Here is a 25,836-nt window from a genome sequence, read left to right on the forward strand (position 1 = left end):
GATGTCGTCGGCGCGGTGGACGGTCGCGTGGCTGACCTGGGCTTCTCGGGCGAGGTTCTCCTTGGTGAGGGCGCCGTCGGTGTGCAGGGGCTCGTCGGCCAGCAGCCGGGCCATGGCCGCGCGGAGCTTGGTGGCGGTCTTGGCGGACACTGGCATCAGGGGGTGACTCCTTCGTGGCGAAGCGTGCGGGTGATGCGCTGGACGTCGGCGAGCCGGATCAGGACGGCTTCTCGGCCGGGTGGTGACAGGGTGGGGTCTTGGGCTCTGGCTGTGAGGTCGCCTTCCTCGGCGATCCAGATTGGAGCGTGTCGTCGGGTGACCACGGAGTTGCGGCAGCGGTCGGGTTGGCAGGCTCCGATCAGAGGGACCGTGCCGCGCTGATCGGCGGGCAGTTCGTTCTGGCATTCGACCTGCGGGGCGTCGAACATGCAGTGGTCGATGCTTCCCAGGTGGAGGTTGGTGAAGTGGGTGGCGAGCAGGGCGGCCTCGGCCTGTTCATCCGATCTGTGCCCGTAGGGCGGGGTCCTCGTTCATGGTTGCGATGACCTTGTCCAGGCCGGCGTGCAGCCGGTCGGCGCCGGGCCCGGTCGCGACCTTCTCGCCTGTCCGGCGGGCCCTGAGCAGGGCGACCAGCCGGAGTGCGGCGGCGTGCTCGAGTTGTTGGTCGAACTCCTTGGCCCACTGGGTGTCCTTCTGTGCGTAGCCCTGTGTGGTGCAGTTGGCCAGTGCCCGGCGGGCAGCGTGTTTCAGCTGGAAGCCGAGGGCGACTTCGGAGCCAGGCTCGCGCCCGGTGATCACGGACATCGTTCGCCGGAACATGTGCGAGCGGACGTGCGCGTCGGGGATGGTCTCCAGCCCTTAGTCGTCGGCGGTGGCGTTGACGTGGTTGATGAAGTAGTCGATGTCTTCGGCGGCGATGATCCCGCGATCGCCGCGGTTCTTCTTGCCGCGGGGTGGCTTGAGGCTGGCGAACAGTTGGGTGGGGTGCCATGACAGTTGTTCCGCGACGGCGATGGCCTCGGCGACCGGCTCGATGATCCACCAGAACGACTCAGGATCCCCGTCGTGATCGCCAGCTCGCCAGCCGCACTGTTCCGCAGCGAGGAGCGGCCCCGGAAGGCGGGATCGACCAGGCCGTCGGGAAGACAGCCGCGCAGACCCACCTGCTTGAGGAACCGCCACCGCCGGAAGGTCAGGTGACGCGCGTCCAGCTCGGTCGTGGCGCCCCAGGCCAGCACGTCCCGCCCGCTGCCGCGGCGAAAGTACGGCCGCTGACCGAGCAGCCTCGCATCGACGGCCCAGTCGTAGAAATTGTTGATCAGCGACCGGCGCTTTCGCCATGTGGCCGGCTTGTCCGGCGCCTCACGGTGCCCGGTGCAGTCCTCCCGGTAAGCCACCAGATCGTCTTCCGTGGCCGACACCAAGTCGGTCGGAACGAGGAGCTGGCCCAGGACGTCGACCAGGTCCAAAGCGTCGTACGTGTAGTCCTCCAGCGGCTTGGCCTTGAGCGACTTCGACAGCTCCAGGAAGAACGAGCACAACGGCTCGGCCGGACGCATGCCGGGATCAAGGAAGAAGGGCGTGCCCTCCTTCACCGCCCCGGGCCGCTGTACGTACGCCGCCGCGTCGAGATCGACTCCCGGCGGTGCCTCGTAGAACCGACGCACCTTGCCGTGAGACACAAAGAAGTGATCCACCCCAACTCCCTCTGAGACAACAAGAGGTCAGGGAACCTAACGGTCTCCTCGCCCTCCCGGTGTCGCCTCAGATGGCACATGAGACAGCCAGAGACCCTTGTCCTAACGCAGTTTCTCCCAGTCGACCTCAGGGTGCGCGGCGACCAGGGCGTCGGCGGACGTCCGTGGTGAACATTGGGACGTCGCCCTAGTGCTGTGACCGGGAACCCTTGCCGGGTTGCTCGTTGTGCTGGGTGCCAGTGAAGGCGTTCGACAGGGGGCGGGTATGGCATCACCGGTTAGGGTTCGTCGGCTGACCGAGCAAGAGGGGCAGAAGCTGCAGCGGATCGTTCGGCGAGGAAGCATCAGTTCGGTGCGGTTCCGGCGGGCGATGATGCTGCTGGCCTCGTCGGGCGGCAGCCCGGTTCCGGCGATCGCGCAACTCGTCCAGGCCGACGAGGACACCGTCCGGGACCGTGATCCATCGGTTCAACGAGATTGGGCTGGCCTGTCTGGACCCTCAGTGGGCGGGAGGCCGTCCCCGCCTGCTGAGCATTGAGGACGAGGACTTCGTCGTCAAGACGGCCACCACCCGGCCCACCGCACTGGGCAAGCCCTTCACCCCCGCTGGTCGGTCCGCAAGCTCGCTGAACATCTGCGGCGCAACATCGCTCGGCCCGTACACATCGGGAGAGAGGCCCTGCGCTGCCTCCTGGCCCGCCGCGGGATCTCCTTCCAGCGCACGAAGACTTGGAAGGAGTCCCCGGACCCGGACTTCGAAGCCAAGCTCGACCGGATCGAGTTCGCGCTCACCGAGCGGCCCGGACATTCGCCCTGGACGAGTTCGGCCCGCTCGGCATCCGCCCGACCGCAGGATCATGCTGGGCACCTCAAAACCGTCCGGACCGGCTGCCGGCCACCTACCGCCGCACCCACGGCATCACCTACTTCCACGGCTGCTACTCGGTCGGTGACGACGAGCTCCGGGGTGTAGTCCGCCGACGCAAAGGCATCGACCACACCTGGGCGGCTCTGCGGGCGGGCCGCGCGGCCCGCCCGGACGGCGCCCCGATCTACGTGATTCTCAACAATTTGTCCACGCACCGGAACTGGCGGATCCGTCGCTGGACAAAGGAGAACAAGGTCGAGCTCTGCTTCACCCCGACCTACGCGTCCTGGGCCAACCCGATCGAGGCGCACTTCGGGGCCCTACGGCAGTTCACCCTCGCCAACTCCCACCACCCCAACCACACCGTCCAGACCCGGGCTCTGCAGGCCTACCTGCGCTGGCGCAACGACAACGCCCGCCACCCCGACGTCCTCGCTGCCCAACGACGCGAACGCGCCCGCATCCGCATCCGCATCGATAAACACATCCGTTGGGGAGGCAGACCCCCTTCGGCTTGCGGCCTGACCTGGCCCCGGGGTCACAGCACCAGATCCTTGGAAGCTGGAAGGGGTTGCCCTCTTCCCTCGCGATACGCTGCTGCGATGTCTCGATCAGTCGAAACCGGATCAGTGTTGTCTCCCGTCACCGCGGACGACGTCGACCTTGCCGTGCGGCTCGCCGTGGGCGTCCTTCGGGACGCACCCCCGGAGGGGTGGGGCGGTAAGGCCGGTTCGCTGGAGTGGGACTGCTGGGAGACCGCCGAGCACCTCGCCAACGACCTGTTCTACTACGCCGTGCAGCTGGGGCCGCAGAGCCCACCGCTGGACACCCATGTGCCCATCGCGTTGAGCCAGAAGAGGCCGGACGGACCCACGGTCTTCGTCTACGCGGACCGTGATGCGGGTCCGGCCGGCCTGGTGCAGGTGCTGGAGGCGTGCGGCGCGCTGCTGGTCGCCATGGTGCGTACCACGCCGCCCCGGGTTCGCGCCCACCACGCCGCCGGGGTGTCGGACCCCGAAGGCTTCGCGGCGCTGGCGCTGCAAGAGACGCTGGTACACATGCACGATCTGGCGGAAGGCTTCGGGCTTGCCTGGACCCCGCCTTCCGCTCTCTGCTCGCGGGTGCTCGCCCGTCTGTTTCCACAGGCTCCGGGCGGCGCGGATCCCTGGCTCACCCTGTTGTGGGCCACCGGCCGCGCCGAACTGCCCGGGCACCCTCGTCTCACCACGTGGCGCTCGGACAGCACACCGCGGTCATAGGAGCGGATCGGCCTCAGCCTCCCGTAAACGATCTCCGCCTCAGGCTCGTCGGGGGTAGTCAGGATGATCGGCGTACGGCGAGGCGAGGTCGAGCAGGTCGTCGCAAGGCCAGCTTTCGCCGTCGAACTGGCAGTCATCGCGGTTGTCCCAGGGCAGTTCGGGGTCGCCCGCGGCTGGACTGAGCACATGGCGGGCCAGAACGCGCCGCTTGGCCTCGACCTCCCGCAGAACGCGAGCCGGGTCGTGCAGCGCCACATGGAGGGCGATCGCGGGATGGAACCCGGAGAGTTCCCCTTGGCAGAAGTCGACCGTGTCCCCGTGAGCGGCCCACTCCCCGCATCCGTCACCATCACAGCGTCGAGCCAGGTCGGCCTCCTCATCCAGCCGTGCGTTGAGGAATGTCATCAGGTCTTGACTCATGGGGGTCAGCCTGGACGAAGCGCTGGCCGCGGTCGTCTGACTTTCATGATGCGGACAGGCTGCGGTCGGCAGGCCGCCAGTGCAATGATCTTGGTCGTGGCTGGTGTGATCACGGCGTCGGACCCAATCGGACTGCGGCCCGGCCTCAGTTGGCCGGTGAACCCCCACTGACTGTCGGTGGTGCTTCAGTGGTTGTCTGCCCCGACAAGGAGGACAAGCGCGGTGAGGACGGCGGCGAGAGTCATCGCCGCCGCGGCCGGGACTGCGAGAACTCGCCGGTCCGCGGGCCGCTGCTGATGGGCGAGTGCGAGCGCCACCCAGGCCGCTCGTGCGAGTACGCCGCCGATGAGGGCGAGCAGCAGTGGCATGAGGCCGTCCGGGACGGGCAAGGCGCTCGTCACGAAGGCTCCCGCGACCGGACTCAAGCAGGCCAGCCCGATCCATGGAGCCACGCGCCGCTTCGGGTGGACTCCCAGCAGGGCGGCCAGCGCCAGCCCCTCGCCGGCTGAGTGAACCAGGAGCGCCGCCATCACGGCGACTGACGGCGTCAGTGCCAGGGTCGCCCCCTCCAGAAAGCGGTGCAGAGCGAGCCCCGATGCTGAGCCGATGCCGCCCGAACGACCCCGCTCGCACGGGCAGCCGATGCGGGCCACGGCACCCGTCACCCCGTACGAGGCGAGCGCAGCGAGCGGCACTGCCCACTGCGGCACACCGACCTCTTTCGCTTCATCCCACGCGTCGGGCAGAAGGTCGAGGACCGCGATGATCAGCAGAATCCCTGACGCCGCGGCAAGCAGGAGATCCGACCGGCCGGATCCGCGCCGCGCCAACCAGGCGCCGGCCGTGGTGGCCACAGCCACCAGGACCACGGCCACCAGCGTTTCGGTGGAGGGCAGCTGCCACCCGGTCCCTTCGTCGGTCTGCGCGCCTGCCGCGCAGAGCACGGAGAGCAGCATGTCATCGGCGGTAGCAGTACGAATCCGAGGAGGCGTCGCCGCCTTGCAGGCGCGTCTGGTGCACGCGCAACCCGGAAAACTCCGTGCCGTGCGGGAAGAAGCCGCTGTCGACCAGGAGCCCGCCGTGCGCGGTGTCGGCGTCGAGTTTGATCATCCACGGGTCGATACCCGCGGGATAGAACTGGTCGTCCCAGGCGGCATACAAGGAGTTCGTCAGGTACACCCGCCGCCCGTCCCGGCTGAGCTCGACCATCTGTGCTCCGCCGGTCAGTGGCATGTCCGGCTCGGCGGGGTGCGGCTGTCGGGTGACGATGCCGCCGAGACGCACGGCCGCGGTCTGCCTGGGACGGAACGGGTCGCTCACGTCGTACTGCAACAGGTCACCGGTTCCCCAGGCGGATACGTACAGCCACTGGTCGTCCACCGACAGGTCGATGTCGGTGATCAATGGCGGCACGGCGCCGAACGGCTGCAGCGCCGGGGGCAGGTCCTCCGATTGCGCGGGCTCGGCCGGGACGGTGATCACCTTGCGGATCACGAAGTCCTCGCCCTCCCGGTTCCACAACCAGACCGATGCCGACAGGTCCTCCACATTGACCACGGTGTTTGTGAACCCCCACGTCGCCTCGGGGTCGTGCGCCGGGCGCAGCTCCAGGACCATCTGGTTCTCGTCCCCGAGGTCGAGGCTCTGCAGATGCCGGCCGGAGTCCAGCTCCCAGAAGTGCAGTGTATGGCCGTACTGGCGACCCAGCAGCAGTTCGGGGACAAGGCCATCCTCGATCATCGAGGGGGACCCCCACTCGCTGGTCACGGCGATGTTCTGGCGCAGATGCCACCAAACGTCGTAGGCGAGCCACTGCGGTCCGCGGTCGCTCTCCCAGGCGCGCAGCACCTCGAAGTTTTCGTGGTCCAGCAGCGCGACGCCGCCAGGACCGTCCGCACCGTCCGCGCCGCCCAGGCAGGACAGGAACACTCCGTCGGGGCCGCAGTGGAGTGTGTGCGGGCGGGAGTACCCGGCCTTGGCAGCCAGCTCCTCGGGCTGGACCACCTTCACCAGCCGGGGGCGATCGGGATCGGGGCTGGTGTCGAAGACGTGCAGCCGGGACGAGCGCAGTCCCGGGACGATGAGGTAGCGCCGTTCAGCGTGCTGGTGACCGGCGTGGGCAAGAGCGCTCGAGCAGGCGTTCCAGCCGAAGTGGTGCAGTTCGTTGCCCGGGTCGGGCAGCTCGGCGTGGGAGGTCACGCGGCCGTATACGGAGGATTCGGGGTCGGTACCCACAGTGAACAATGCGTCGGCGCGCTGTGCGGTCGGGTCGAAACCGACTACATAGGCGAGCTTCTCAGGGGGTGCGGCGACGGCATCGGCCGGAGAGCGGTACAAGGTGGGGTCACTGTGATCGTCGCTGTGGTGAGCGTGCTCGGTCGTCGTCATGGCTGTTCCTCACTCCCCGAACGGGAGCCTGGACCCGGGTGGACTCCCGACAGAGCAGCCCGGCTCACTCGTTCGAGATCGACGTGCAGACGGGGGATGGATATGTCATAGATCAAGCGTTTCACACCCCTGGAGCCCTGCCAAGGCGGCAGCGGACCGCTCCAGTGCCCCTCCGTGGACCAAAGGTCTCAGTCAGGAAGCCAGCTCTCGATGGGCTGCCTAAGCGCTCTCTTGTAAATGATCGACAACGTGTTCGTCGACCAGCCTGTTCTTCGTCAGCCGACCAAGATGAGGTTGTGCAGGCGGGCGATGCCGAGCATGGCGTAGTGGACGCCGGCGCCCTTGAGGCGGCAGTCTCGGAGGATCTTCCAGGTCTTCATATGGGCGAAGGCGTGCTCGACGCGGGCGCGGACCTTGCGGTGGGAGGCGTTGTGCTCCTCCTTCCACGCCGGGAGTTCGGTCTGGCCGTTCTCGCGGCGGTGAGGGATGACCAGACCGGTGCCCCGGGTAGCCGCCGTCCGCGATGACCGTGGTCTTGCCGACGGCCTCCTTCGCGCCGGACAGCTCCTCCCATGCCTTGCAGGCGTTGCGGTTGCCCGGCAGTGGCCGACCGACAGCGACTACGAGCCGTGTGCCGGCGTCGATGACGACCTGGTGGTTGGTGGAGTACCGGTAAACAGCGGCGCCAGTTGGCGCAGTGTGAGGTTGGTGCGCCAGTACGCGGCGACCAGCAGCACCCGGTCCTCCAGCGGCAGGCTCCAGGGTCGGCCCTTGCACCGGATCCGCACCCTCACGCCGCAACGCGCCGATCAGCCTGCCGAACTGACCACGGTGAGATCATTTCAGTTGCCGTCGCCCTTTCCTGAGGCCGATCCTGTGTGCTCGGTCAACGAGGAGGACACGTGGGGCTCGTTCTGTTCGCTGGAGACGACGACACCAGCAGTCCGGATGTGTCCTGGTCCTACACCGGCTTCGGAGCGTTCCGGCGGTGGCTGGCGCAGGCCGAGGGGTTCGAACTAGACGAGATGCACGGCTTCGGTGGACAGCGCCCCTGGAACGACGTCTCCACCACCCTGGCACCACTGCTCAATCATCCCGACGATGACGGCCCCGACCTCACGCCGATCCAGTGCGCAGCGATCCTGTCCCGCCTGCAGGAGATCGCCGACCAGCCGCAAGAGGGAAGCATCGACCCGCTCCTCCAACGGCATATCGACGACGCCCGCCAGTTCGTGGTCGTCCTGCAGCTTTGCATCGCGAAGGACGTCGACCTCCTCTTCGGCTGACGTCGGTCGGCGTTACCGGCTCACTGCGACCGGCAGTTACGGGACAGCGCGTAGTCAGTACTGCAACAACAGTTGGTGTGACGTGCGGGGTGTCGGCTCGTTGATGGTGCGTGGGTGGGGACATCCCGGTTGATGAAGTCCACGGCTGGGCTGCGGGGTTGGATGCGTTGCATGCCCGGTTCCGGCGGTGTTTCCGACGGTCGGAGCCTCGTGGACGAGCGTTGGAGTACATGCGGGGGCTGCTGGCTCCTTTGGAGCGTAAGAACGGGCGGACGCTGGCGGAGCAGGCCGGTGAGCGGGGTCCGGAGGGGATGCAGCGGCTGCTGAACCAGGCGGACTGGGACGAGGACGCGGTCCGTGACCACGTCCGTGCCTACGTGGGTACACCGGCACCACCGGCGAGATCGACAACTGCCAGCTGGGCGTGGTACTCGCCTACGCCTCCAGCGAGGGGCGGGCGTTGATAGACCGCGAGCTGTACCTGCCCGTCTCGTGGACCGAGGGCAGGGACCACCGCCCAGGAACGGCGGCGCAGATCGCATCCAAATCGGCGCGGGTCCGGCCCCGGACGTGAAGCCAACTGTGGACGCCCAGGCCATCTTCGCGCAGCAACTTGCCCGGGGCAGAGAACCATCTTGAAGCGGTCGGGAGATCCGTTCAGCCGATGGTGAAGCGCTGGTTCTGGGCGCCTCGGTCGCAGCGGGCAGTGCGGTAGTAGCCGTTGTCCTGCTGGTAGAGGCAGCGGCCCGTGCCGACGCTCTGGAGCATGATGGCGCTGCGGGCGGCGGGCTGGACGGTGCGCCACTTCTGGTATGAGCCGCCGTTACAGCGCAGGGGGTAGACGTCGCCCCGGTCATTGCTGTCGAGGCAGCGGCCCCAGAAGTTGTTCTTAAGAGTGGTGCTGGTGTTGAGGCGGCCGTTCCACTGCCACAGGAGGCTGCCGCGTCCGGTGGTGCAGCGGTCGCCCTTGAGGCCGGTTTCGGAGGTCTCGCGCAGGCAGTCACCGTAGCGGTAGTTCGCGAAGCGGCTGGTGGCGGTGGCAGCCGAGGCGGGTGTGGGGGTGAGGAGGGGGAGGGCGAGGCCGGCTGCGGCGACGAGGGCGGCGAAGGCTTTCCGGGTCGGGCGGCGCACTGGCGGTCTCCTTAAGTGGTTTTCAGAGGTACCTCAACAGGATCCCCGAACACCACCACCTACGCCTGAAGGATGGGGAAAACCCGCTGACGACTCCTGAAGGTCCGAGAGGAGGCGCTACGTCGAAGCTGCCACTCATGCCACAGAACGTATCGGAAGCCCGAGCTGCATCGCCAAGAGACAATCAGGCCGCCAGAGAGCGCCGGCCTCCAGGGCCAGTCCGCAGCTTGGCAGCTCGCCAGAGCGGCCAAGCATGGATCCGACGAACGCGATGCCTCGACGACACGACCAAGATCGTGTTACGAGCTCTAAGGCTTGTCCCGTAAAGATCTACGAGTTGGTGGAGCTGCGGCGGCTGCCCGTTCGCCGGGTGGTCGCCCTATCCGGCGAGGGTGAGGTTGTACAGGCGGGCGATGCCGAGCATGGCGTGGTGGACGCCGTCGCCTTTGAGGCGGCAGTCGCGGAGGATCTTCCAGCTCTTCATGCGGGCGAAAGTGTGCTCGACGCGGGCGCGGACCTGCTCGTGGGACCGGTTGTGTTCAGCTTTCCAGGCTGAGAGTTCTTCCCCCTTGCCGCGGCGGTGCGGGATGACCAGTCCAGTGACCTGGTATCCGCCGTCTGCGATGGTCATCGTCTTGCCGACGGCGGTTTTGGCACCGGACTCCTCCCAACCGCGGGAGTCGTGCCGCTTGCCAGGCAGGAGCCGACCGACGACCACGACCCGGCGGGTATCGGCATCGATCACGACCTGATAGGCCGTGGAATACCGGTAGTTCTTCAACTGCTCGGCGACCGAGTGGTCGCGGGTGGGCACCAAGATGCCGTCGACGATGAGGACGGTGTCCTTGTGGAATCGCTTCCGCTGCCGGAGCCCAAGCATCGGACCGAGATGGTCGATAATCCGGTCTGCGGCCGACTTGGAGATTCCGAACAACGGGGCAAGCTGTCGCATCGTCAAGTTTGTGCGCCAGTACGCCGTAACCAGCAGGACGCGATCCTCCAGAGACAGACTCCAGGGGCGACCACGCTGCTGATCTACGGCCTGTTCGCGTCGTACTGCGGCTGCCAACTTGCCGAAGCAGCGCGGGCTCAGCCCAGTACAGGGCCCTATCCAGGATGGCACCGACGCCGTGATCACACCAGTCATAACGTGATCGTTTCACCTCGGGAAGTAGCTGAGCGGCCAGCCGCGCTGCACGGATCGGCAACCAACATCCCCGTACCACTTGGCCCAGAGCCGGCTCAGAATGCAGCCATGGCCGAAGAAGAGCGCAATGAAGCAGACGCCGCCTCATTCCTGTCATGCGCAGCAGAGGTGGCTCGGCTGCTGGACCTCGGGAATGCGGCCAGCGTGGCGGAAGACCGACGCGCGCGGCACCTGGCCCATGCGGTTCGCAAGCCACTGCTCGAACGCGCCAGCCTGTCCGCAGAGTTCTTTGCCCCATTGATGGCCGCAGCCGTAACCGACCCCGACCCCAGCTTCTGCCGCTGGTTCGTCGAGCCGGCGCTCTACGCGTTCGGACGCCGCCGGGTCATGACGGCACTACTCGACTATCTGCGGACGGGCACGGACGCGGAGCGAGCGGGCGCCAAGCGGGCCTGGTACTGCGCCCACTTGCCGCTGCGCGCGGACCGCTCCCCGGCCTACGCACCCGGTGGGAGTCGCGAGCCCGCCCTGGACGAATCCGATGACGTGGTGGACGAGTGGCTGGAGGCATGCGGCGAACAGCTGCGTGATCGCGCCGCTTCACTGGACCGCAACAAAGCCTGAGGCTCCCGTTGCCACGGGACTGTCGTTTACCCCTTGGAAGTTGCGGGACAGCCCTTAGCCTCCATCTTGCGTGAGGGTCCGTCGACGGAGTCGGCGGACCTTTTCGCTTTCCGGGGCGGGTGGTGGGCAGGCCGGTGGCCCGGCTGTCGCGTCGGGTGGGCTTGCCGGATTCCGCTGTCCGGGGTCGGGGGGTGCAGTCGTCGGGCCGGGAAGTCCGTCCAGCAGCTTGCCCCTGCCCCTGACCTCGGCAACCCCGGCCCCCTCGCGGACCGTGCCGTCAGCCTCGACGGCCGGCGTCCAGGCCGAGGCCGGGATCTTCAGAAAGTACTGGTGAATGCTGTCGGTGATCACCATGCCGACCGACAGGACAGCCATCGTCCTCGCTTGGCGAGCCAGGACACGAAGTCGTGGGTGCCGCCGGCGGAGTCCGTGCGAATCAGGGTCTGCCGCCCTCGCCGGTTCTTCTTCGGTAGCTGGGCCAAAGCCAGTTGGGCAGTGGTGATGTGGTCGGCGGCCGTGTTCGAGCCCGCGTTCCCCGGTCTGAGGAGGGCGGCGACCGGCTCTCCGGTTCCGCCCGGGCCATGGTCGACGAACGCTGTCAGGGGGTGATGGCCATAGGTCTTCTTCCAGGTCGCGGCCGCGTCCTCCTTGTCGGAGTACGCAATCACCAAGACACCGTCGAGGTCGACCGTGACCTGTCCACCGGCGTCCGGGGCGTGTCTGCCCGCCAACGACCGGACCCGGTTACGCACCTCGGACCGTGCGGACCGGATGGTTTGCAGGGCCTTCTCGCCGGAGGCGGTGAGGACGTCGATCAGGCGGGAGCCCGTCGGGTCGGAGACGACCCGGCCGAAGACGGCCGGCTCGCCCCGCAGCATCGCGACGTCCGCGAGGCAGTCCCCGCCGAGCGCGACCGCCAGGGCGACGTCCCGGAGGATCTTGCGGGATCGTGTATGGCCCGAGGCATCCGCCAGGGGGCCAGAGCTGCGGATATCGCTGCATCCAGACCGGTCTTGCGGACCGTCTCGACCAGCAGTACCCCACCGGCCTGCGAAACCACTCCGCGACCGCCGCCCTCGACGCGGACACGTGGGTAGGACCCGATACGCTTCTTCACCTGGACAGTGCCTCCGGCGGTGGCGGGAACAAGGACCTCAGCAATCCTCATTCTCGCTGGTCAGAGGAACTTTCTGCTTTCGCGATCATCAGACCGGACAGCCCACCTCGTGAAAGCGCGAGGGTAGGGGCGCTATCAGAAGTCGCTGATCATATGATGGTCACCTTGTCTGGTCGTTGGGCTCTTCGTGAGAAAACGTAGGTCGCGGCCGTGGATCGTGTCGGATGAAGTGTGGTCGCTGATCGAGCCGTTGCTACCCGAACCGGGGCCTAATACTCCAGCTGTAGATCGCGGTCTTCGTAGTGCGCGGTCGGCCGGGCCGTCTCTCGCCCCGGGTTGGTCCGACTGGTCGGATCTGACGGTGGGTCGCGCCGCGACGTTCCGGGCGGCGGCAGAGCCGAGGTTATGAATGCGGCACCTGACCATCCATGAACATCAACCTCAGGAGCCACACGATGCGCCTCATCAGGGCAGCCTGTCTCGGCACGGCCACTGCGCTGGTCACCCTTCTCGCCTGCGCCCCTGTCGCTGCCGCCGCGACGGACACCGATTTCGCCCACGCCAGGGGCGGAGACCGAGTCATCACACTCATCGGCCATCTCGCGCAGCAGACGCGCTTCCCCGTCAACCCCGGCGGCAGCCCCGCCCAGGGCGATCGGACCGTCTTCCGCTCGGACCTCTTCGACCAGGCCGGCAACAAGGTCGGCGACACCGGCGGCACCTGCACCACGACCCGGGTCGACAACGGCGGAGCGGAGGAGTGCGTCGTGAACTACAACCTCCCGGGCGGCCAACTCACCGTGCAGGGGATGGTCTTCGGCATTCTCAACCCGGGCCCTCCCCCATCGTTCGACAACGCGATCACCGGCGGCACCGGGGCATTCGACCGGGCTCGTGGCTCGGTCCACGCCGACACGATCGGTACGGGCACGAGGCGCTTCACGATCGACCTCGACAGCTGACTGACCCTGCCCCGCCCGGTGAGAAGGCTGGGCCGTCCACGACACGGCCCAGCGGCTCGATTGGTCCCATTGGCGACGCCGCAACCAGGCTCCGTCCCAGGCCATCCACCATCAGCGACGAACCGCCCAGGCCCCCTGTTGGTAGTGGCAGGCCCGAGCCGGGGCTTGACGGCGTCGTCGCCACTCGGACCAGCGGAGCCTGTGCGCGACTGTGTGGACGGTCTGGGCGACGAGCGTGCTGAACAGGTGCTGGAATCTCGTTGCAGGTATGCGGGATCAGGCCGTCCGAAGCTTGTTCTTGGGCACGTTCGTTGGCGGTGGCTGCAGCGAGGAAGGCGTGGGCGAGTCGCGAGCGTGACCCAGCGATGCAGGACGTCCACCGTCTGACCTGGTGCTCGTCCAGTCCCGCCAGACCCTTGCTGGGCGGGAAGGTCTCCTGACCGTCCACCTGCGTCCCGCCACTTCCACGAGGGTGGCAAGTGGCACCCAGGCCGCCGAGTAGCTGCGGTAGAAGGCGAGTTCACCGGTGCCCCGGTCAGGGCGGACGAGCAGGTGCGGTGGCCCGGCCGGTCGTCGGCGATGTCGGCCAGGGCCCAGTCGTAGAAGCGGTGCCCCTTGGTTCCGGCGTCGGCGGAGGGCTTCTGCCAAGCCCGGTTCAGCAGCTTCTTGACCAGGGTGTCGGCGCGGAACTTTCCCGCGCGGTGGTGATCTGGTGGTCGCAGGCCACGGCGAGGACGTAGTCGACGCCGCGCCCCTCGAGCGCGGTCCGCAGATGCGGGTGCCTCCGTAGACCTCGTCACCCGCCACCCAGGACGCGGGGACGCCGGCGTCCAGCGCACGGCCGATCATGCGGGTGGCGAGCGCGGGTTCCGGCAAGCCGACGGTGTCGGGTATCCCGGCCGCACGGCAGCGGTCCGCGTCCTCGGTCCAGGAGCGTGGGAGGTACAGTTCTCGGTCGATCGCCGCGTGTCCGCGTGGAGTCGAGTAGGCGAGGTAGACGGCGACCTGGGAGTTCTCGATGCGTCCGGCGGTGCCGGTGTACTGGCGCTGCACGCCCACCGTGGCGGTGCCCTTCTTCAGATCGCCGGTCTCATCGACGACCAGCACTGCGTCGTTGTGGTTCAGCTGCTCGACGACGAAGTCGCGGATGTCGGCGCGGACCGCTTCGGCATCCCACCTGGTCCTCGACAACAGGTGCCGCAGGCCGTCCGGGGATGCGTGGCCTGCGTGCTCGGCGAGCGTCCAGCAATTCTTGCGTGCCAGGTCCGACAGCAACCCGAGCACCAGCGCCCTCACCCGGCGCCGCGGTTCTATCCGGGCGAACCGCCCCGCGATGCGGCCCATCAGGACCTCGAGGTGACCTGGCGGCAGGCAGCAAAGGGCGGGTGATCTCACGGTTCGCCGTCCTCACCGTGCGCCCGGCGGGCAAGCAGGCCCTGGCCGCCGCCAGGTGGATCGAGCACGCCTACCGCGAGCTCGAACACGGCCTGGGCCTGGGCACTTCGAGGGGCGGACCTGGCGTGGCTGCGCTTGCCAGCTTCCTTGCCCTGGCCTGTGGATCCTTGATCATCTCTGCGGGCCGCATGGCTAGTGGCTCACGCCTCACGGGTCCCGCCGGTCTCTTCGGAAATCTCCTGCCAGAGCCTTGTTCCCCCACCTCCAGATATCGATACTCGTCGTAACGATTCTCGGTGTGAACGCCGAGGGTCGCGCGAGCACTCCTGCCCTCTTTCAACGGTTCCTCGACAAGCAGCTGATGCACTGCGGTTGCTGCGTACCGGCTTCACAAGCCGTTTCCGCCCGGACGAGCGACCGCGGCTTCCGTCCGGCTGTCGAACCTGAGCCGGGCTCCAAGTCACAGACAACAACCGAACAGACTCCTCAAGTGAACGGACACCCGTATGTCCTTCTCGCACTACCCCGTCAACCCGTCCGTGGCGTTCCCTTCGGAGGAGCACCTGGCGGCTGACGGTCCGGAACTCGGCGAGCTCCGTCGCCTGGCCGCACGGTCGCGGCGGCGCTTCGTGATCGCCAACGGAGCCGTATTCGTTCTCGCCCTACTTATCGACTGCTCGTCAGACGGACTTCCGGCGCGGCAGATCGCGGGCACGCTCACTCTCGGCATGGGCCTCGGCCTTCTGCAGGCAGTGCTGCTGCTGGTGACCGCCTGGCGGCACGACCGGCTCTCCACCCAGCGCTGCGACATACGCGCGAAGGTCCTGCGGGCCCGCGCAGAGGCAGCACGAGGGCAAAGCGGCCTCCACGCGCGGGGCCACAGTCGGCCGGTCGACCCCACGGCATGGACGGGGATGACGTGGTGATGAGCGAGGTCATGCATTTCGAGGGGCCCGGCGCCAGCTTCCTCGGCTCCGGTGCGCAAACGGCCGTTCTGGTCTCGTTCCTGGCGTTCGCCGGACTTTCGCTGCTGCTCTGCGTGCTGGCCGCACCCGAGCGGGACGAGGTCGCCGACTTCTACGCCGCCAATCGGTCACTGACGCCGTTTCAGGCCGCCATCGCCCTGGTGGGTGGCTACATGTCGGCGGCAACTCTGCTGAGCACCACCGGACTCGTCGCCGTTGTCGGCTATGACGGCCTGGTCCTCGTGCTGAGCACCAGCCTGGCCCTCGGTGTGCTCTTGATACTCGCCGGGCCGCTGCGCAACGCCGGTCGCTTCACCATCGGCGACATCCTCGCACTGCGGATGCCCGGGGCGGCGCCGCGGATCGCGGCCGCGCTGGCCACCCTCGCCGTCTCGCTGCCCTTCCTGGTCGTGCAGTTGTCGGGTGTGGGGAGCGCAACCGCCCTGCTCATCGGCTTGGAAAACCCTGGCGCGCAGAAGGCCTGCATCGTCTTCGTCGGCACGCTGATGATCTGCTACCCCGTGCTGGGCGGCATGCGGGGCACCAGCGTCGTGCAGATCCTCAAGGTCGTCATCGTCTTCGGCGCGGTGGCCGCGGTCGCCGTCCTCGTACTGAACCGCTTCCACTGGAACGTGAACGCACTGCTCGCGGCCGCCACGCGCGGCAGCGGGCGCCCGGACGTCTATCTGCACTCGGGGCTTCAGCTGGGCCAAGACCCCGCCGGGCGGCTCGACTTCTTCGGCACCCAGCTGACCGTCGTGCTGGGCCTTGCCGTGATGCCGCACATGATCACACAGATCAACTCCGTTGCCGACGGCGCGGCCGCTCGCCGTGCCTCCCGGTACGCCCTCACTGCGATCAGTGTCTTCTGCCTGCTCGTAGTGATCGCCGGGCTGGGCGCGGCCGCTCTGGTCGGCGACCGCACCATCACCGCGGTCGACCCGAAAGGCCAGATGTCACTGCTGCTGCTGGCCGGCGGGCTGGAAGGGGGCACCGCGAACGCTGCGGGGAGCGCTCTGTTCACAGCCGTGGCGTGCGCGGTGTTCGTCGCGGTCCTCGGGGTGGTCGCCGGTGCCGCGCTCTCGGCGGCCGCTGCGCTGGCCCACGACGTGCACGCGCACGCAGTACGCCGCGGCCGCCTCACGGAAATGCGCGAGATCCGGTCGGCTCGCTGGTCCGGGGTGGGCATCGGCGGCCTCAGCATCCTCCTCGCCACCCTCTCGCAGGGCTACAACGTGAACTTCCTTTCCTCCCTCGCACTCGCCGTCGCGGCTTCCTCGGTGCTGCCCGCCGTCGTCTACACCCTCTTCTGGCAGCGGTACAACCGCACCGGACTGTTGTGGACCGTCTACGGCGGCCTCGCGACCTCCATCGGACTGAATGTGTTCTCGCCGGCGGTCTCCGGCACGCCCTTCGCGCTCTTCCCGCACAACGACTTCCACTGGTATCCGATGCAAACTCCTGGTGTGGTGTCGATACCGACGGCTTTCCTTCTCGGCTGGGTGGGCAGCGTCGTTGCACGCGGGCGCAGGGCCGACGACGGGCAGGCCGAACCCGGCTACGCGGAAGCGGAGTTCGGGATCCTCACTGGCGTCGGGGGCGACTGAACGGCGGTCCAGACGAAGGAGCGACCTCCGGACTTCGAGCGATCGAGCAGGGGCGTTCCGTCTGGACAACGGGCGGAACGGTCCGCACGCAGCCCGCAACCATGGGCCCCCGGTTCTCAGGTTCCCGGGTGACCGACCGCCCGGACGACCAGATCCACCAGGTCCTCTACGAAGCGCGAGTCGGGCAGTTCACGTTCCGCCAGCAGGCGGTACACCAGTGGCGCCGCCACCAGTGTGGCGGCCGACCGGATGTCGACGTCGGGCCGCACCTCGCCGCGGGCAACCTCGCGCACGGGACTCGGTGCATCTTCACTGGGCGGGGTGCGGTTGTAGAGCCGGGTGGTGAAGAGATGGTCGGGGCGTGTGTCCGACAGGTGGATGCGAGTGAGCCACCTCACCGACTTCGTGCCGAACATGCGTGGTGCCACCGCACGCAGCGGAAAGACGTGGCGGGCGAGCAGGGGCTCACCGTTCACAGTACGACCTCGTCGTGGGCCTGCCGCAAGAAAAGGTGCTTGAGGTACGCTGGCCGCCCTCGACGGCGTAGGGACCGGTGCTCGCGCCCTGGAACCAGACGTGGCGCGCCGAGGGCCGCGGGCGAGTCAGATCCAGGACTGTGGACAGCGGGAGCTGTACCACTCCACCACAGCGGACGGCCCACCAGGCCGTCGACGTCAGGGTCCAGGACCCGATGTCGATGTCCGGTGCGGGGCCCAGATGACTGTGCGTGAAGACACTGTCGACGGGTGTGAGGAAGCTGTCGGGAGTGGCGGGGTCCGGGTTTGGAGGCGCTGCTGTCCATGTCGGGAACTCTGCCCTGGGCCGGACGCTCCCTGGCTCTGTGCCCACCGCGTACCCGTAAGGGCGGACACCGGTGAAGACCTTCTCCCAGGTGCCGTCGGCGGTCCATTTACGCAGGCGTGCCGGGAGCCAACGGCGCCCTCCTGCGAACCGCAGAGGAATAGGTAGCCGGACAGCGGCGGTTCGCCCGGCTTGGCGGGCCGTCCCTGTGGGCAGTGATGAACCTTTCCCACGGGTGAGTGAGATTCGGGCGGTGCGCACTGGGCCGGTCTGGCGTTGCCGCCCGTCAGGCCTGCCACACCGAGGATGGCGACAGCGCTGGCCACGGGTAGGGCGAACGCCGCTGCGGATGCGCAGTCGGCGACCCGGGTACTGGCCTGATCGTCCCGCACCGCCGCCGGACCGGCAAAGCGCTCCCAGCTCGGGAAGCAGGCCCATAGCAAAGGTCCACGCCGAGCACGGGCGACTGAACGCCCAACAGCCCCAGACCACACCCACAGCCCCAGACCACGCCCACCACCCCACCACCCTGGAGCCCACAGGCCCCGCTCAGCGCGGCGGTCCCGCCGACGCGCAACCCACACCACAACGCCGCCCCGATCCCCGAAGCCGCCACCCCACCACGCCCACCCGCCCCCATCAGGCAGGCGCCTACCGGGTGCCGTCGGCCGACGGCAGGTAGTCGAGGAACACGCCCCGGACGAAGAGGTGCACCAGCACGACGCGTACTCGTCGTTGTTGGTCGTGATGGCCGGCCGGGCGATGGCGAGGATGCCCTGGGCGAAGCCCTGCGCCGCGTACCGGCGGGCAGCCCCAAACCCGGGCCGGTCAGCCGGGGGCGGCGGCTGCCCCACGTCGGCGAACGCCGCGTCCTGCTCCGGGCAAGCCTGCTGCACCGCGGCGTGAGCGGGCCCGCCGTACAGCGGCACCGCGCGAAGGGGTCGCGCTCCCCGACCTCGTGGCGGCGATCGTAGATGGTGTCCGCGGTGTCGGAGCCATCCGCCCACCGGCCGGCCTTGTTGCGCTCGGAGAGCGACACACCCCGCTCGGCCATGTCGGTGTTCGCCCCGGCCCGCCACGAGTGCGACGTGACCTTATTGCCATCGGTGTAGGGCAGGCCCGCCCGCTCGGCGAGCACCTGGAGCCGCTTGTTGAGCGAGCCCGGGTGCATCCTCTTCCCGTGCTTGCGGCCCTCGGTCTACTTCACCAGCTGTCCCTTGACGGTGAGCGCCTTAAAGAGCGGATCGTCGGGGTCGTCCGCGCCGAGCTCACGCAGCACGCTGAGCCAGGCGCGCGCCCGGCGCGCACCAGCTGAAGTTCTGCCCGGTCCTCGATCGTCGTCGCGTAGGAGGGCGAACGGCGGTTACTCGCAAAGGCGTGGTGGTCGCCGAGCTGCTGGACCCCGACGAGGCGCACTGGCTCCAGGAGAAGGCCCGCAGTGTCCGCCAAGGCTTCATGGATCCAAAGCAGAAGGCGGCGTTCGAGGAGTTCCTTGCCCGGCAGGCATCCCTCGGACGCTCGGTCACGCCAACAGGACACGTTTGCGGAGGAGTTCGAAGCCTGCGCGGCACATGTCTTGCGCAGGCAGGACTCCTCCGCACAGACGAATCGACGCACCCGTAACGACACCTCGACGAACTTGCCGACCGCTGGCAGATCTCGAGGGAACCGCAGGTAGGAGCCGTGTAGCGGTCCGCCCAGCGACCGCGTCGGACACCTCGACGGATTCCACGAACACTCCCTGTACTGAACGGTGTAGGACTGTCGCCCCCACCGGATTGCGGCCTGGCGATTTTTGGGCGCCCTCAACCCGCGGCACCGAGAGATCAGCAGTCACGCTGTGCGCGCGACCACAAGAAGTGGGCCAGAGCCCGAGTTGCGACGTCGTTTCGACACGAGGTTGGGAGTCGCACGCTTGCCGGAAAACTCGATGTACGCGAGAACGGGAGGCACCTCCTTCAGCCCGCGACCTACCGGCAAAGCGGGTCGGCTGGTTCAGGTGAGGACGGCGGCGAGGGTGCCGGCCACGGCCGTGGCGAGGGTGATGACCGCGCCGAAGGTGGTTGCGGCGCGGGTGAGGGCAGCGGGGTAGGTGGCGCCGTCCATGCGGGCGAGCTTGCCCGCACCGGCGGCGGCCATCAGGGCGACGACGATCACGAGTGCGGTGGTCAGGAGTACGACGGCGACGGTCACGGCTAGCTCCCGGTACACGATGGGGCGTTGACGTGGTCGAAGGTCGTGGAAGTCGTGTGCGCCGGGGTTCGCCGGGACGAAGATGAACACCGGCGAACACACCACCTTCGGGGGCGGGGACGTGCACGACGAGCAGAACGGCCACGATCCGGCGCTCACTGAACTGCGCAGGCGGCTGGAGGACGGGCTGGCGCGTAGCCAGCTGAACAAGACGGATCTCGCCCGCCGGGTGGGGCTGGGGCGGACGACAGTATCGGCAGCGTTCCAGAGCGACGGGCCTGTACCCTCCGCCGAGACCGTGGCGGTGCTGGCCCGCGCCTTGCGGCTTCCTGCTGAGGAGTTGCTGGAGTTGCGGCGGGCCGCAGCCGGGGGTGGCGGCGGAGGACGGCCAGGGCCGGGCCGTGCGATCGGGGAGTGGGAGCCGCATGATCTGGAGGTCCATCCGGCCGGGCACAGCAACTCTGCTCCCGGCTGCGATGCGCCCGGGGCACGGGTGCTGCCCGGGTACGTTCGGCGCGAGCATGACCGGGTGCTGGCCGAAGCGGTACGGGATGCTGCAGCCGGTCGCAGCCGGATCGTGGTCCTGGTGGGCAGTTCATCGACGGGCAAGACACGGGCCTGCTGGGAGGCCGTGCAGCCCCTCGCAGCCAAGGGATGGCGGCTGTGGCATCCCTTCGACCCGACCCGCGCCGAGGCAGCCCTGGAGGACCTGCACCGTGTCCAGCCGCGCACCGTGGTCTGGCTGAACGAGGCCCAGCACTATCTCGGTGCCCCGCACGTCGGTGAGCGGATCGCGGCCTCTGTGCACAGCCTTCTCACCAACCTGGAACGCGGTCCCGTGTTGGTGCTGGGCACACTCTGGCCTGAGTACGCCCGCCAGTACACCGTCATGCCCTCTCCGGGTGAGGAAGATCCGCACAGCCGGACGCGAGAACTCCTCTCCGGCCGCACCCTGGCCGTCCCGGACATCTTCGACGCCCCGGCCCTGGTTGCCGCGACGGCTCTCGCAGACGATGGTGACCGGCTGCTGGCCGACGCCCTCACTCGCGCCCGAAACAACGGGCGGATGACGCAGGACCTGGCCGGAGCTCCCGAACTCCTGCGCCGCTACCAGCACGGAACTCCAGCCGCCAAAGCAGTGCTGGAGGCGGCGATGGACGCGCGGCGTCTCGGTGTTGGTCTCCACCTCCCCCAGACATTCCTCACCGACGCCTGCGCGGACTACCTCACCGACACCGACTACGACCAACTGCCTGAGGACTGGGCTGAACAGGCATTCGCCGAACTCGCCGAACCAGTCCACGGCAAGCAGGCCCCTCTGCGCAGCACCACCCTTCGCTCCCAACGACGCCCGCCCGCCTCCTCCGCATCTGCTGACGACTCACCTGCGCCGCCGACCGGGCCGGTGTTCCGGCTCGCCGACTACCTCGAACAACACGGCCGCACCACCCGCAGGCACCTGTGTCCGCCTGCCTCCTTCTGGCACGCCGCCCACACCCATCTCACCCAGACCGACGACCTGAATAGCCTCACTCAAGCAGCCGAGGCCCGGCACCGCCGCCAGTGGGCTCACCACCTCCGCCGCCGAGCCGCAGACCTCGGCAGCACTTACGCCCTGTATTGGCTGGCCGCGTTACGGGCGGAGTCCAGTGACCGGGAGAGCGCTGAGGCTCTGGCCCGCCAAGCCGCCTACCACGACGACTCCCACGCCCTGCTTTCCCCGGAAATGTTGCCGGAGGGAACCGAGGACCTGGAGAGCGCCGAAACCTTCTACCGGCAGGCCGCCGGCCTCGGCAGCACCCTCGCCTTGCACTTCCTGGCCGTGTTGCGGGAGAAGGCCGGGGACCGAGAGAGCGCCGAGGCTCTGGCCTGGCAGGCCGCCGACCACGGCAGCGGCAACGCCCTGTATTCCCTGGCCGTGTTGCGGGAGGAGTCTGGGGACCGGGAGAGCGCCGAGGCTCTGGCCCGCCGATGCGCCGACCACGGCAACACCAACGCCCTCAAGCGCCTGGCCGTGTTGCGGGAGAAGGCCGGGGACCGGGAGAGCGCCGAGGCTCTGGCCCGCCAAGCCGCCGACCACGGCAACCACCACACCGAACCTGCGAGCCCTTACTGGCTGGCTCAGAAACTGTGGCCCTACGGCCTAGATCCAGACGGCACACCCACACCCCCATGGCAATAGTCCACACGCTGGCGACCACGACAGGAGGCGTACTCGCGTACAGAGCCGGCGCCTTGCTGATCCCCTTTTACCTTCCACAGGTCAGCCAGGCGGTACAGGTCATGTGGATACCCGGGGTAGGGGCTTGCTGGGCGAGGGCTTCGGTGCCCTCCCGCTCCCCGGCTTCCTCCCGCGTCTCCATCAGCCCGATCAGGGCTCTGGTATGGCCGGCGGTCACTGCACGCTGCGGTAGGGCTTCAGTGCCACCAACGTCCCCGTCTTCCCTCCGCAGCCGTGCCATGTCCTCCATCGCGCGGGCGTCGCCGGTGCAGACCGCCAGCTGGTAGAGGTCCTCGGCTCGGTCGCGGTCACTGTCTTCGTAGCAGTCTCGGAGGATCTTCCACCCCTTCATGCGGGCGAAGACGTGCTCGACGCGGGCGCGGACCTTGCGGTGGGAGGCGTTGCGTTCCTCCTGCCAGGCCAGGAGTCCGGCCCGGCCGCGCTCACGGCGATGCGGGATGACCAGGCCGGTGCCCCGGTAACCGCCGTCCGCGATGACTGCGGTCCTGCCCACGGCGTCCTTCGCGCCGGACAACTCCCACGCCCTACAGTCGTTGCGGTTGCCGGCCAGAGGGCGGCCGACGGCGACCACGAGCCGGGTGTCGGCATCGATGACGACTTGATGGTTGGTCGAGTACCGGTCGTTCTTCGACTGCTCGGCGATGGTGCGAGGGTGGTCCCTAGTGCTCTGACCGGGAAGGTTCGCCGGGTTGGCGGTTGGAGCGGTTGGATGTCGGTGACGTCCGTCCGACCGTTGGGGGTGTGGTGGCCGAGCCTGTCCGTGTGCGCAGGTTGACCGACCAGGAAGGGCAGAAGCTGCAGCAGATCGTGCGCCGGGGCAGTACCAGCTCGGTGCGCTATCGCCGGGCGATGATGCTGCTCGCGTCCGCCGGCGGAAACCGCGTCCCGGTGATCGCCCAGCTGGTCCAGGCCGACGAGGACACGGTGCGGGAGGTGATCCACCGGTTCAACGAGATCGGCCTGGCCTGCCTGAACCCTCGCTGGGCGGGAGGCCGTCCCCGCCTGCTCAAGCCTGACGACGAGGACTTCGTCGTCCAGACGGCCACCACCCGCCCCACCAAGCTCGGCCAGCCCTTCACCCGCTGGTCGATCCGCAAACTCGCCGCCTACCTGCGCCGCGTGCATGGACGCGTCATCCGCATCGGCCGTGAGGCCTTACGGTGCCTGCTCCGGCGCCGTGGCATCACCTTCCAGCGCACCAAGACATGGAAGGAGTCACCTGACCCAGACCGCGACGCCAAGCTCGACCGTATCGAGCAGGTGCTGGAACGCTTCCCGGACCGGGTCTTCGCCTTCGACGAGTTCGGCCCGCTCGGGATCCGACCCACCGGCGGTTCCTGCTGGGCCGAACAGGGCAAGCCCAACCGCCTGCCGGCCACCTACCACCGCACCCACGGCGTCACCTACTTCCACGGGTGCTACTCCGTCGGCGACGACCGGCTGTGGGGAGTCAACCGCCGCCGCAAAGGCACCGCCAACAGCCTCGCCGCTTTGAATTCCATCCGTGCTGCCCGACCCGGCGGCGCCCCGATCTACCTCGTTCTGGACAACCTCTCCGCCCACACCGGCGCGGACATCCGCCGCTGGGCGAAGAAGAACAAGGTCGAACTGTGCTTCACCCCGACCTACGCCTCCTGGGCCAACCCGATCGAGGCGCACTTCGGCCCGCTGCGGCAGTTCACCCTGGCCAACTCAAACCACCGAAGCCATCCCGCGCAGACCCAGGCCCTGCACCGCTACCTGCGCTGGCGCAACGCCAACGCCCGTCACCCCGATGTGCTCGCCGCCCAGCGCAGGGAACGCGCCCGCATCCGCAGCGAGAAGGGCATCCGCTGGGGCGGGCGGCCCATCGACTGCGCCGCCTGATTGCTCAATTCGCCGACGCTGACGGACCATGCATCGGCTCTGATTGCAGCAGCGGGACTCGCCTCGTGAGCGCGGCAGCCGGAAGCAGATTGTCCGGTTCGATGCCGGGGTCCGCCGTGACAACGACGCCGGCTGCTTGAGCGTCGAAGCCGGTCGGCCAGATCGTAAGGTCGCTCGCCAGCGCGTCTTCCAGCCTCGCCTCTCGCAGGTCAGTCTCGGTGAGGTCGCAGCCCCGGAGGTCGGCCAACCGCAGGTCCGCGCCGACGAACACGGCACCCTGGGCACGAGCCTTGCGAAGGTTCGCCTCCCGCAGGTCCGCACCGGAGAAGTCCGCCGACCTCAAGTCGGCTTTGACCAGGCGTGCACCGCGCAGATCGGCTTGCAGACAGCGGACCTGGTGGAGAATGGAAGTGCCGAGTTCGGCATGCCGCAGGTTGGCGGCGATCAGTGACGCCTTGCTCAGGTTGACCTGGTAGACGCTCGCCGCTTCCAGGCATGCGCCGTCGAAGTTGACTCCGTGCAGCCACAATCCGTCACAGTCGGCCCGGCGCAGGTCGGTCAAACTGACGTTGAGCCACTCCGGACGGCGTTCCTGGTACAGGACCCCGAGGCAGGTCAGCGCTGTCTGAGCGTCCGCGGCGCGGGTCTCCAACGGGGGCACCGCGTTAATGGACACGTCCGCCGCCGGCACTGCGGGTTCCTGCGGCGGCCAGGGAAGGTGTGTCCGCAGATACGCCGCCATGATGGAGACGACCGCCTCGCGGTCGCGGTCGGAGTGATCCGCAATCCGCCACAGCGCGTAGATGCCTCCGATCCGCACGTCCAGCTTGTCACTGCCGAGCTGATCCACGGCCCGGCTGAAGCGATCGGTGATGTTCCCCTCTCGCGTTGCGTTCAGCCCGTCTTGGCTGACGCGCAGCTGCCGCCATGTGGCATAGGCGCCGAACAGGACGACCGCACCGCCGACCGTCTGCAGAAGCGTGGTGCGCACGTTGTTCACCGCGTTCAACCGGTCCGCCGCAGCAAGGTGGCCACCTGCGAGGTCGTGGTCGACTATCAGCCCCGGAAGAACCAGGAGCACGACGCCCAGTAACACGATCACGGCCAGCGCGGCCAGCGCCACAGCAACGGCACGAGTTAGGCGCCACCGGTCACGAAAAGATCCCCCCATAGCCAGAGGATCCTAGAACAAGGCCGAACCCGGCGAACCTTCCCGGTCAGAGCACTAGTGTGCCAGCCCAGGGAGCAGTGGGCATGATGATGACGGCGATCAGCCAGGGTCACGGGCGCGGAGTGCGACTTGCGGTCCTAAGCCATGAGGGGAGCAGCAGTCTCTGTGCAGCTTGCGGCTACCCCCAGCCGTCAAGTGAAACCTGGGGACCACCGCTGAGATATCGGTGGAGGGCGCTGGCGGTGGTGCCCACGAAGTGCTCGGGGATGGCGTCGGTGTCAGTCCAGCAGACCTGAGCGTGCTTTCGCGGTTCGCGGTTTTCGGGCTCGCCGGTCCATTCATGGGCGGCAAAAACGACGGTGAGGAAGCCGTTGGGAGCCTCCACGCCCCACGAGCCGTGGATGATGTGGGCGACTGTCAGGGATTCCGGCTTCACGGTCAGACCCGTCTCCTCGTACAGCTCGCGTACCGCGGTCTCGGTGATGGGCTCACCAGGCTCGCTCTTGCCGACGGGCAGGTCCCACATGCCCTGGGCGAACTTGGCGGTCTGGCTGCGCTGGAGGAGAACAACACGACCCGTGGCCTTGTCGTGGACGATGACGGCGGCGACCAGCAGGGTCATCGACTCCAGGGCGGGCGGCAGGGCTTTTGGCTGGTCGTCGTTGTTCGGCTGAGCCACGGCTGGTGTCCCTTTCGT

Annotated in this window: 21 protein-coding genes and 6 pseudogenes; 11 read left to right on the plus strand and 16 right to left on the minus strand. The window is 68.2% G+C overall.

The genetic code is table 11. From position 1 onward, the window contains the following. Positions 1–155 precede the first annotated feature (155 nt). The 3 genes from ACWC5O_RS30795 to ACWC5O_RS30805 all read right to left on the minus strand — a co-directional run bounded on the left by ACWC5O_RS30795 (position 156) and on the right by ACWC5O_RS30805 (position 1,697). On the minus strand, positions 156–428 hold the full coding sequence (locus ACWC5O_RS30795) for a hypothetical protein (RefSeq protein ID WP_450588003.1): 273 nt from the start codon (positions 426–428) through the stop codon (positions 156–158). A gap of 67 nt (positions 429–495) precedes the next feature. Continuing rightward, positions 496–804 carry a hypothetical protein gene (locus ACWC5O_RS30800; protein ID WP_450588005.1) on the minus strand — a complete coding sequence of 103 codons (309 nt, stop codon included), beginning with the start codon at positions 802–804 and terminating at the stop codon, positions 496–498. Continuing rightward, positions 795–1,697 (minus strand): hypothetical protein, encoded by a 903-nt coding sequence (locus ACWC5O_RS30805; protein ID WP_450588006.1) that lies wholly within the window; start codon positions 1,695–1,697, stop codon positions 795–797. Before ACWC5O_RS30805 ends, ACWC5O_RS30800 begins: the two co-directional genes overlap by 10 nt. Positions 1,698–1,962: 265 nt before the next feature. Between ACWC5O_RS30805 and ACWC5O_RS30810 the strand changes: the two are divergent. After that, positions 1,963–3,077, plus strand: a pseudogene (locus ACWC5O_RS30810) (IS630 family transposase); the annotation flags it as partial. Positions 3,078–3,167: 90 nt separating this feature from the next. Beyond that, a complete protein-coding gene (locus tag ACWC5O_RS30815; protein WP_450588251.1) occupies positions 3,168–3,824 on the plus strand; it encodes a hypothetical protein in 657 nt (218 codons plus the stop codon). 39 nt (positions 3,825–3,863) lie between these two features. Here the strand turns inward: ACWC5O_RS30815 and ACWC5O_RS30820 are convergent, their stop codons facing one another. From ACWC5O_RS30820 to ACWC5O_RS30835, 4 genes and pseudogenes are all read right to left on the minus strand, one after another. Further along, positions 3,864–4,244: a DUF6221 family protein gene (locus ACWC5O_RS30820; protein WP_450588007.1), complete on the minus strand. Its 381-nt coding sequence runs from the start codon at positions 4,242–4,244 to the stop codon at positions 3,864–3,866. 185 nt (positions 4,245–4,429) lie between these two features. Then, on the minus strand, positions 4,430–5,200 hold the full coding sequence (locus ACWC5O_RS30825) for a hypothetical protein (RefSeq protein ID WP_450588009.1): 771 nt from the start codon (positions 5,198–5,200) through the stop codon (positions 4,430–4,432). Between the two features lies 1 nt (position 5,201). After that, complete coding sequence (locus ACWC5O_RS30830; protein ID WP_450588010.1) at positions 5,202–6,632, minus strand: selenium-binding protein SBP56-related protein; 1,431 nt, start codon at positions 6,630–6,632, stop codon at positions 5,202–5,204. A 275-nt stretch (positions 6,633–6,907) separates the two neighbouring features. Continuing rightward, positions 6,908–7,454, minus strand: a pseudogene (locus tag ACWC5O_RS30835) (transposase); the annotation flags it as partial. Between the two features lie 80 nt (positions 7,455–7,534). On the opposite strand from ACWC5O_RS30835, the gene ACWC5O_RS30840 reads away from it, so the two are divergent. Together ACWC5O_RS30840 and ACWC5O_RS30845 are read left to right on the plus strand one after the other, a co-directional pair. Beyond that, positions 7,535–7,918, plus strand: a complete 384-nt coding sequence (locus ACWC5O_RS30840; protein WP_450588012.1) for a hypothetical protein — start codon at positions 7,535–7,537, stop codon at positions 7,916–7,918. A gap of 110 nt (positions 7,919–8,028) precedes the next feature. Continuing rightward, a pseudogene (locus ACWC5O_RS30845) lies at positions 8,029–8,429 on the plus strand (transposase); the annotation flags it as partial. Between the two features lie 146 nt (positions 8,430–8,575). On the opposite strand, the gene ACWC5O_RS30850 reads toward ACWC5O_RS30845, so the two are convergent. Together ACWC5O_RS30850 and ACWC5O_RS30855 are read right to left on the minus strand one after the other, a co-directional pair. Beyond that, the gene (locus tag ACWC5O_RS30850; protein WP_361125075.1) at positions 8,576–9,049 is read right to left on the minus strand and encodes an RICIN domain-containing protein; all 474 of its coding nucleotides are present in this window, start codon (positions 9,047–9,049) and stop codon (positions 8,576–8,578) included. Between the two features lie 379 nt (positions 9,050–9,428). Beyond that, positions 9,429–10,196 (minus strand): transposase, encoded by a 768-nt coding sequence (locus ACWC5O_RS30855; RefSeq protein WP_450588014.1) that lies wholly within the window; start codon positions 10,194–10,196, stop codon positions 9,429–9,431. Between the two features lie 108 nt (positions 10,197–10,304). Here ACWC5O_RS30855 and ACWC5O_RS30860 point away from each other — a divergent pair, with 108 nt between their 5' ends. After that, positions 10,305–10,820 carry a hypothetical protein gene (locus ACWC5O_RS30860; RefSeq protein WP_450588016.1) on the plus strand — a complete coding sequence of 172 codons (516 nt, stop codon included), beginning with the start codon at positions 10,305–10,307 and terminating at the stop codon, positions 10,818–10,820. A gap of 207 nt (positions 10,821–11,027) precedes the next feature. Here the strand turns inward: ACWC5O_RS30860 and ACWC5O_RS30865 are convergent. After that, positions 11,028–11,937, minus strand: a pseudogene (locus ACWC5O_RS30865) (transposase); the annotation flags it as partial. 455 nt (positions 11,938–12,392) lie between these two features. On the opposite strand from ACWC5O_RS30865, the gene ACWC5O_RS30870 reads away from it, so the two are divergent. Then, positions 12,393–12,899: an allene oxide cyclase barrel-like domain-containing protein gene (locus ACWC5O_RS30870; protein WP_450588018.1), complete on the plus strand. Its 507-nt coding sequence runs from the start codon at positions 12,393–12,395 to the stop codon at positions 12,897–12,899. Positions 12,900–13,175: 276 nt separating this feature from the next. Here ACWC5O_RS30870 and ACWC5O_RS30875 read toward each other — a convergent pair whose 3' ends face one another. Then, positions 13,176–14,243, minus strand: coding sequence for an IS701 family transposase (locus tag ACWC5O_RS30875; protein ID WP_450588253.1), 1,068 nt, complete (start codon positions 14,241–14,243; stop codon positions 13,176–13,178). A gap of 557 nt (positions 14,244–14,800) precedes the next feature. Here ACWC5O_RS30875 and ACWC5O_RS30880 point away from each other — a divergent pair. Continuing rightward, positions 14,801–15,220, plus strand: a complete 420-nt coding sequence (locus ACWC5O_RS30880) for a hypothetical protein (protein ID WP_450588020.1) — start codon at positions 14,801–14,803, stop codon at positions 15,218–15,220. Continuing rightward, positions 15,199–16,866 carry a sodium/solute symporter gene (locus ACWC5O_RS30885; protein WP_450588021.1) on the plus strand — a complete coding sequence of 556 codons (1,668 nt, stop codon included), beginning with the start codon at positions 15,199–15,201 and terminating at the stop codon, positions 16,864–16,866. The genes ACWC5O_RS30880 and ACWC5O_RS30885 overlap by 22 nt, the downstream gene beginning before the upstream one ends. 116 nt (positions 16,867–16,982) lie before the next feature. Here the strand turns inward: ACWC5O_RS30885 and ACWC5O_RS30890 are convergent, their stop codons facing one another. Beyond that, positions 16,983–17,342 (minus strand): TetR/AcrR family transcriptional regulator C-terminal ligand-binding domain-containing protein, encoded by a 360-nt coding sequence (locus ACWC5O_RS30890; protein ID WP_450588022.1) that lies wholly within the window; start codon positions 17,340–17,342, stop codon positions 16,983–16,985. 1,648 nt (positions 17,343–18,990) lie between these two features. Here ACWC5O_RS30890 and ACWC5O_RS30895 point away from each other — a divergent pair. Beyond that, positions 18,991–19,182, plus strand: a pseudogene (locus ACWC5O_RS30895) (hypothetical protein); the annotation flags it as partial. A gap of 480 nt (positions 19,183–19,662) precedes the next feature. On the opposite strand, the gene ACWC5O_RS30900 reads toward ACWC5O_RS30895, so the two are convergent. Next, on the minus strand, positions 19,663–19,860 hold the full coding sequence (locus tag ACWC5O_RS30900; protein WP_450588024.1) for a hypothetical protein: 198 nt from the start codon (positions 19,858–19,860) through the stop codon (positions 19,663–19,665). Between the two features lie 82 nt (positions 19,861–19,942). Here ACWC5O_RS30900 and ACWC5O_RS30905 point away from each other — a divergent pair, with 82 nt between their 5' ends. After that, a complete protein-coding gene (locus ACWC5O_RS30905; RefSeq protein WP_450588025.1) occupies positions 19,943–22,042 on the plus strand; it encodes a hypothetical protein in 2,100 nt (699 codons plus the stop codon). Between the two features lie 67 nt (positions 22,043–22,109). Here ACWC5O_RS30905 and ACWC5O_RS30910 read toward each other — a convergent pair. Then, positions 22,110–22,766, minus strand: a pseudogene (locus tag ACWC5O_RS30910) (transposase); the annotation flags it as partial. Positions 22,767–22,846: 80 nt separating this feature from the next. Between ACWC5O_RS30910 and ACWC5O_RS30915 the strand changes: the two are divergent. Beyond that, positions 22,847–23,968: an IS630 family transposase gene (locus tag ACWC5O_RS30915; protein WP_450588254.1), complete on the plus strand. Its 1,122-nt coding sequence runs from the start codon at positions 22,847–22,849 to the stop codon at positions 23,966–23,968. A 4-nt stretch (positions 23,969–23,972) separates the two neighbouring features. Here ACWC5O_RS30915 and ACWC5O_RS30920 read toward each other — a convergent pair whose 3' ends face one another. Both ACWC5O_RS30920 and ACWC5O_RS30925 read right to left on the minus strand, forming a co-directional pair. After that, positions 23,973–25,091, minus strand: a complete 1,119-nt coding sequence (locus tag ACWC5O_RS30920) for a pentapeptide repeat-containing protein (RefSeq protein ID WP_382587520.1) — start codon at positions 25,089–25,091, stop codon at positions 23,973–23,975. A gap of 226 nt (positions 25,092–25,317) precedes the next feature. Then, positions 25,318–25,818: an NUDIX domain-containing protein gene (locus tag ACWC5O_RS30925; RefSeq protein ID WP_450588027.1), complete on the minus strand. Its 501-nt coding sequence runs from the start codon at positions 25,816–25,818 to the stop codon at positions 25,318–25,320. Between the last annotated feature and the right edge of the window lie 18 nt (positions 25,819–25,836).

Source organism: Streptomyces sp. NPDC001450, from assembly GCF_053597295.1.

Bases quoted from the DNA above. Each gene is read 5' to 3' on its own strand.
- ACWC5O_RS30795 (WP_450588003.1), bottom strand. From the start codon at position 428: ATGTTCGACGCCCCGCAGGTCGAATGCCAGAACGAACTGCCCGCCGAT.
- ACWC5O_RS30800 (WP_450588005.1), bottom strand. From the start codon at position 804: ATGTCCGTGATCACCGGGCGCGAGCCTGGCTCCGAAGTCGCCCTCGGC.
- ACWC5O_RS30815 (WP_450588251.1), top strand. From the start codon at position 3,168: ATGTCTCGATCAGTCGAAACCGGATCAGTGTTGTCTCCCGTCACCGCG.
- ACWC5O_RS30820 (WP_450588007.1), bottom strand. From the start codon at position 4,244: ATGAGTCAAGACCTGATGACATTCCTCAACGCACGGCTGGATGAGGAG.
- ACWC5O_RS30825 (WP_450588009.1), bottom strand. From the start codon at position 5,200: ATGCTGCTCTCCGTGCTCTGCGCGGCAGGCGCGCAGACCGACGAAGGG.
- ACWC5O_RS30830 (WP_450588010.1), bottom strand. From the start codon at position 6,632: ATGACGACGACCGAGCACGCTCACCACAGCGACGATCACAGTGACCCC.
- ACWC5O_RS30855 (WP_450588014.1), bottom strand. From the start codon at position 10,196: ATGACTGGTGTGATCACGGCGTCGGTGCCATCCTGGATAGGGCCCTGT.
- ACWC5O_RS30860 (WP_450588016.1), top strand. From the start codon at position 10,305: ATGGCCGAAGAAGAGCGCAATGAAGCAGACGCCGCCTCATTCCTGTCA.
- ACWC5O_RS30870 (WP_450588018.1), top strand. From the start codon at position 12,393: ATGCGCCTCATCAGGGCAGCCTGTCTCGGCACGGCCACTGCGCTGGTC.
- ACWC5O_RS30875 (WP_450588253.1), bottom strand. From the start codon at position 14,243: ATGGGCCGCATCGCGGGGCGGTTCGCCCGGATAGAACCGCGGCGCCGG.
- ACWC5O_RS30880 (WP_450588020.1), top strand. From the start codon at position 14,801: ATGTCCTTCTCGCACTACCCCGTCAACCCGTCCGTGGCGTTCCCTTCG.
- ACWC5O_RS30885 (WP_450588021.1), top strand. From the start codon at position 15,199: ATGGACGGGGATGACGTGGTGATGAGCGAGGTCATGCATTTCGAGGGG.
- ACWC5O_RS30905 (WP_450588025.1), top strand. From the start codon at position 19,943: ATGAACACCGGCGAACACACCACCTTCGGGGGCGGGGACGTGCACGAC.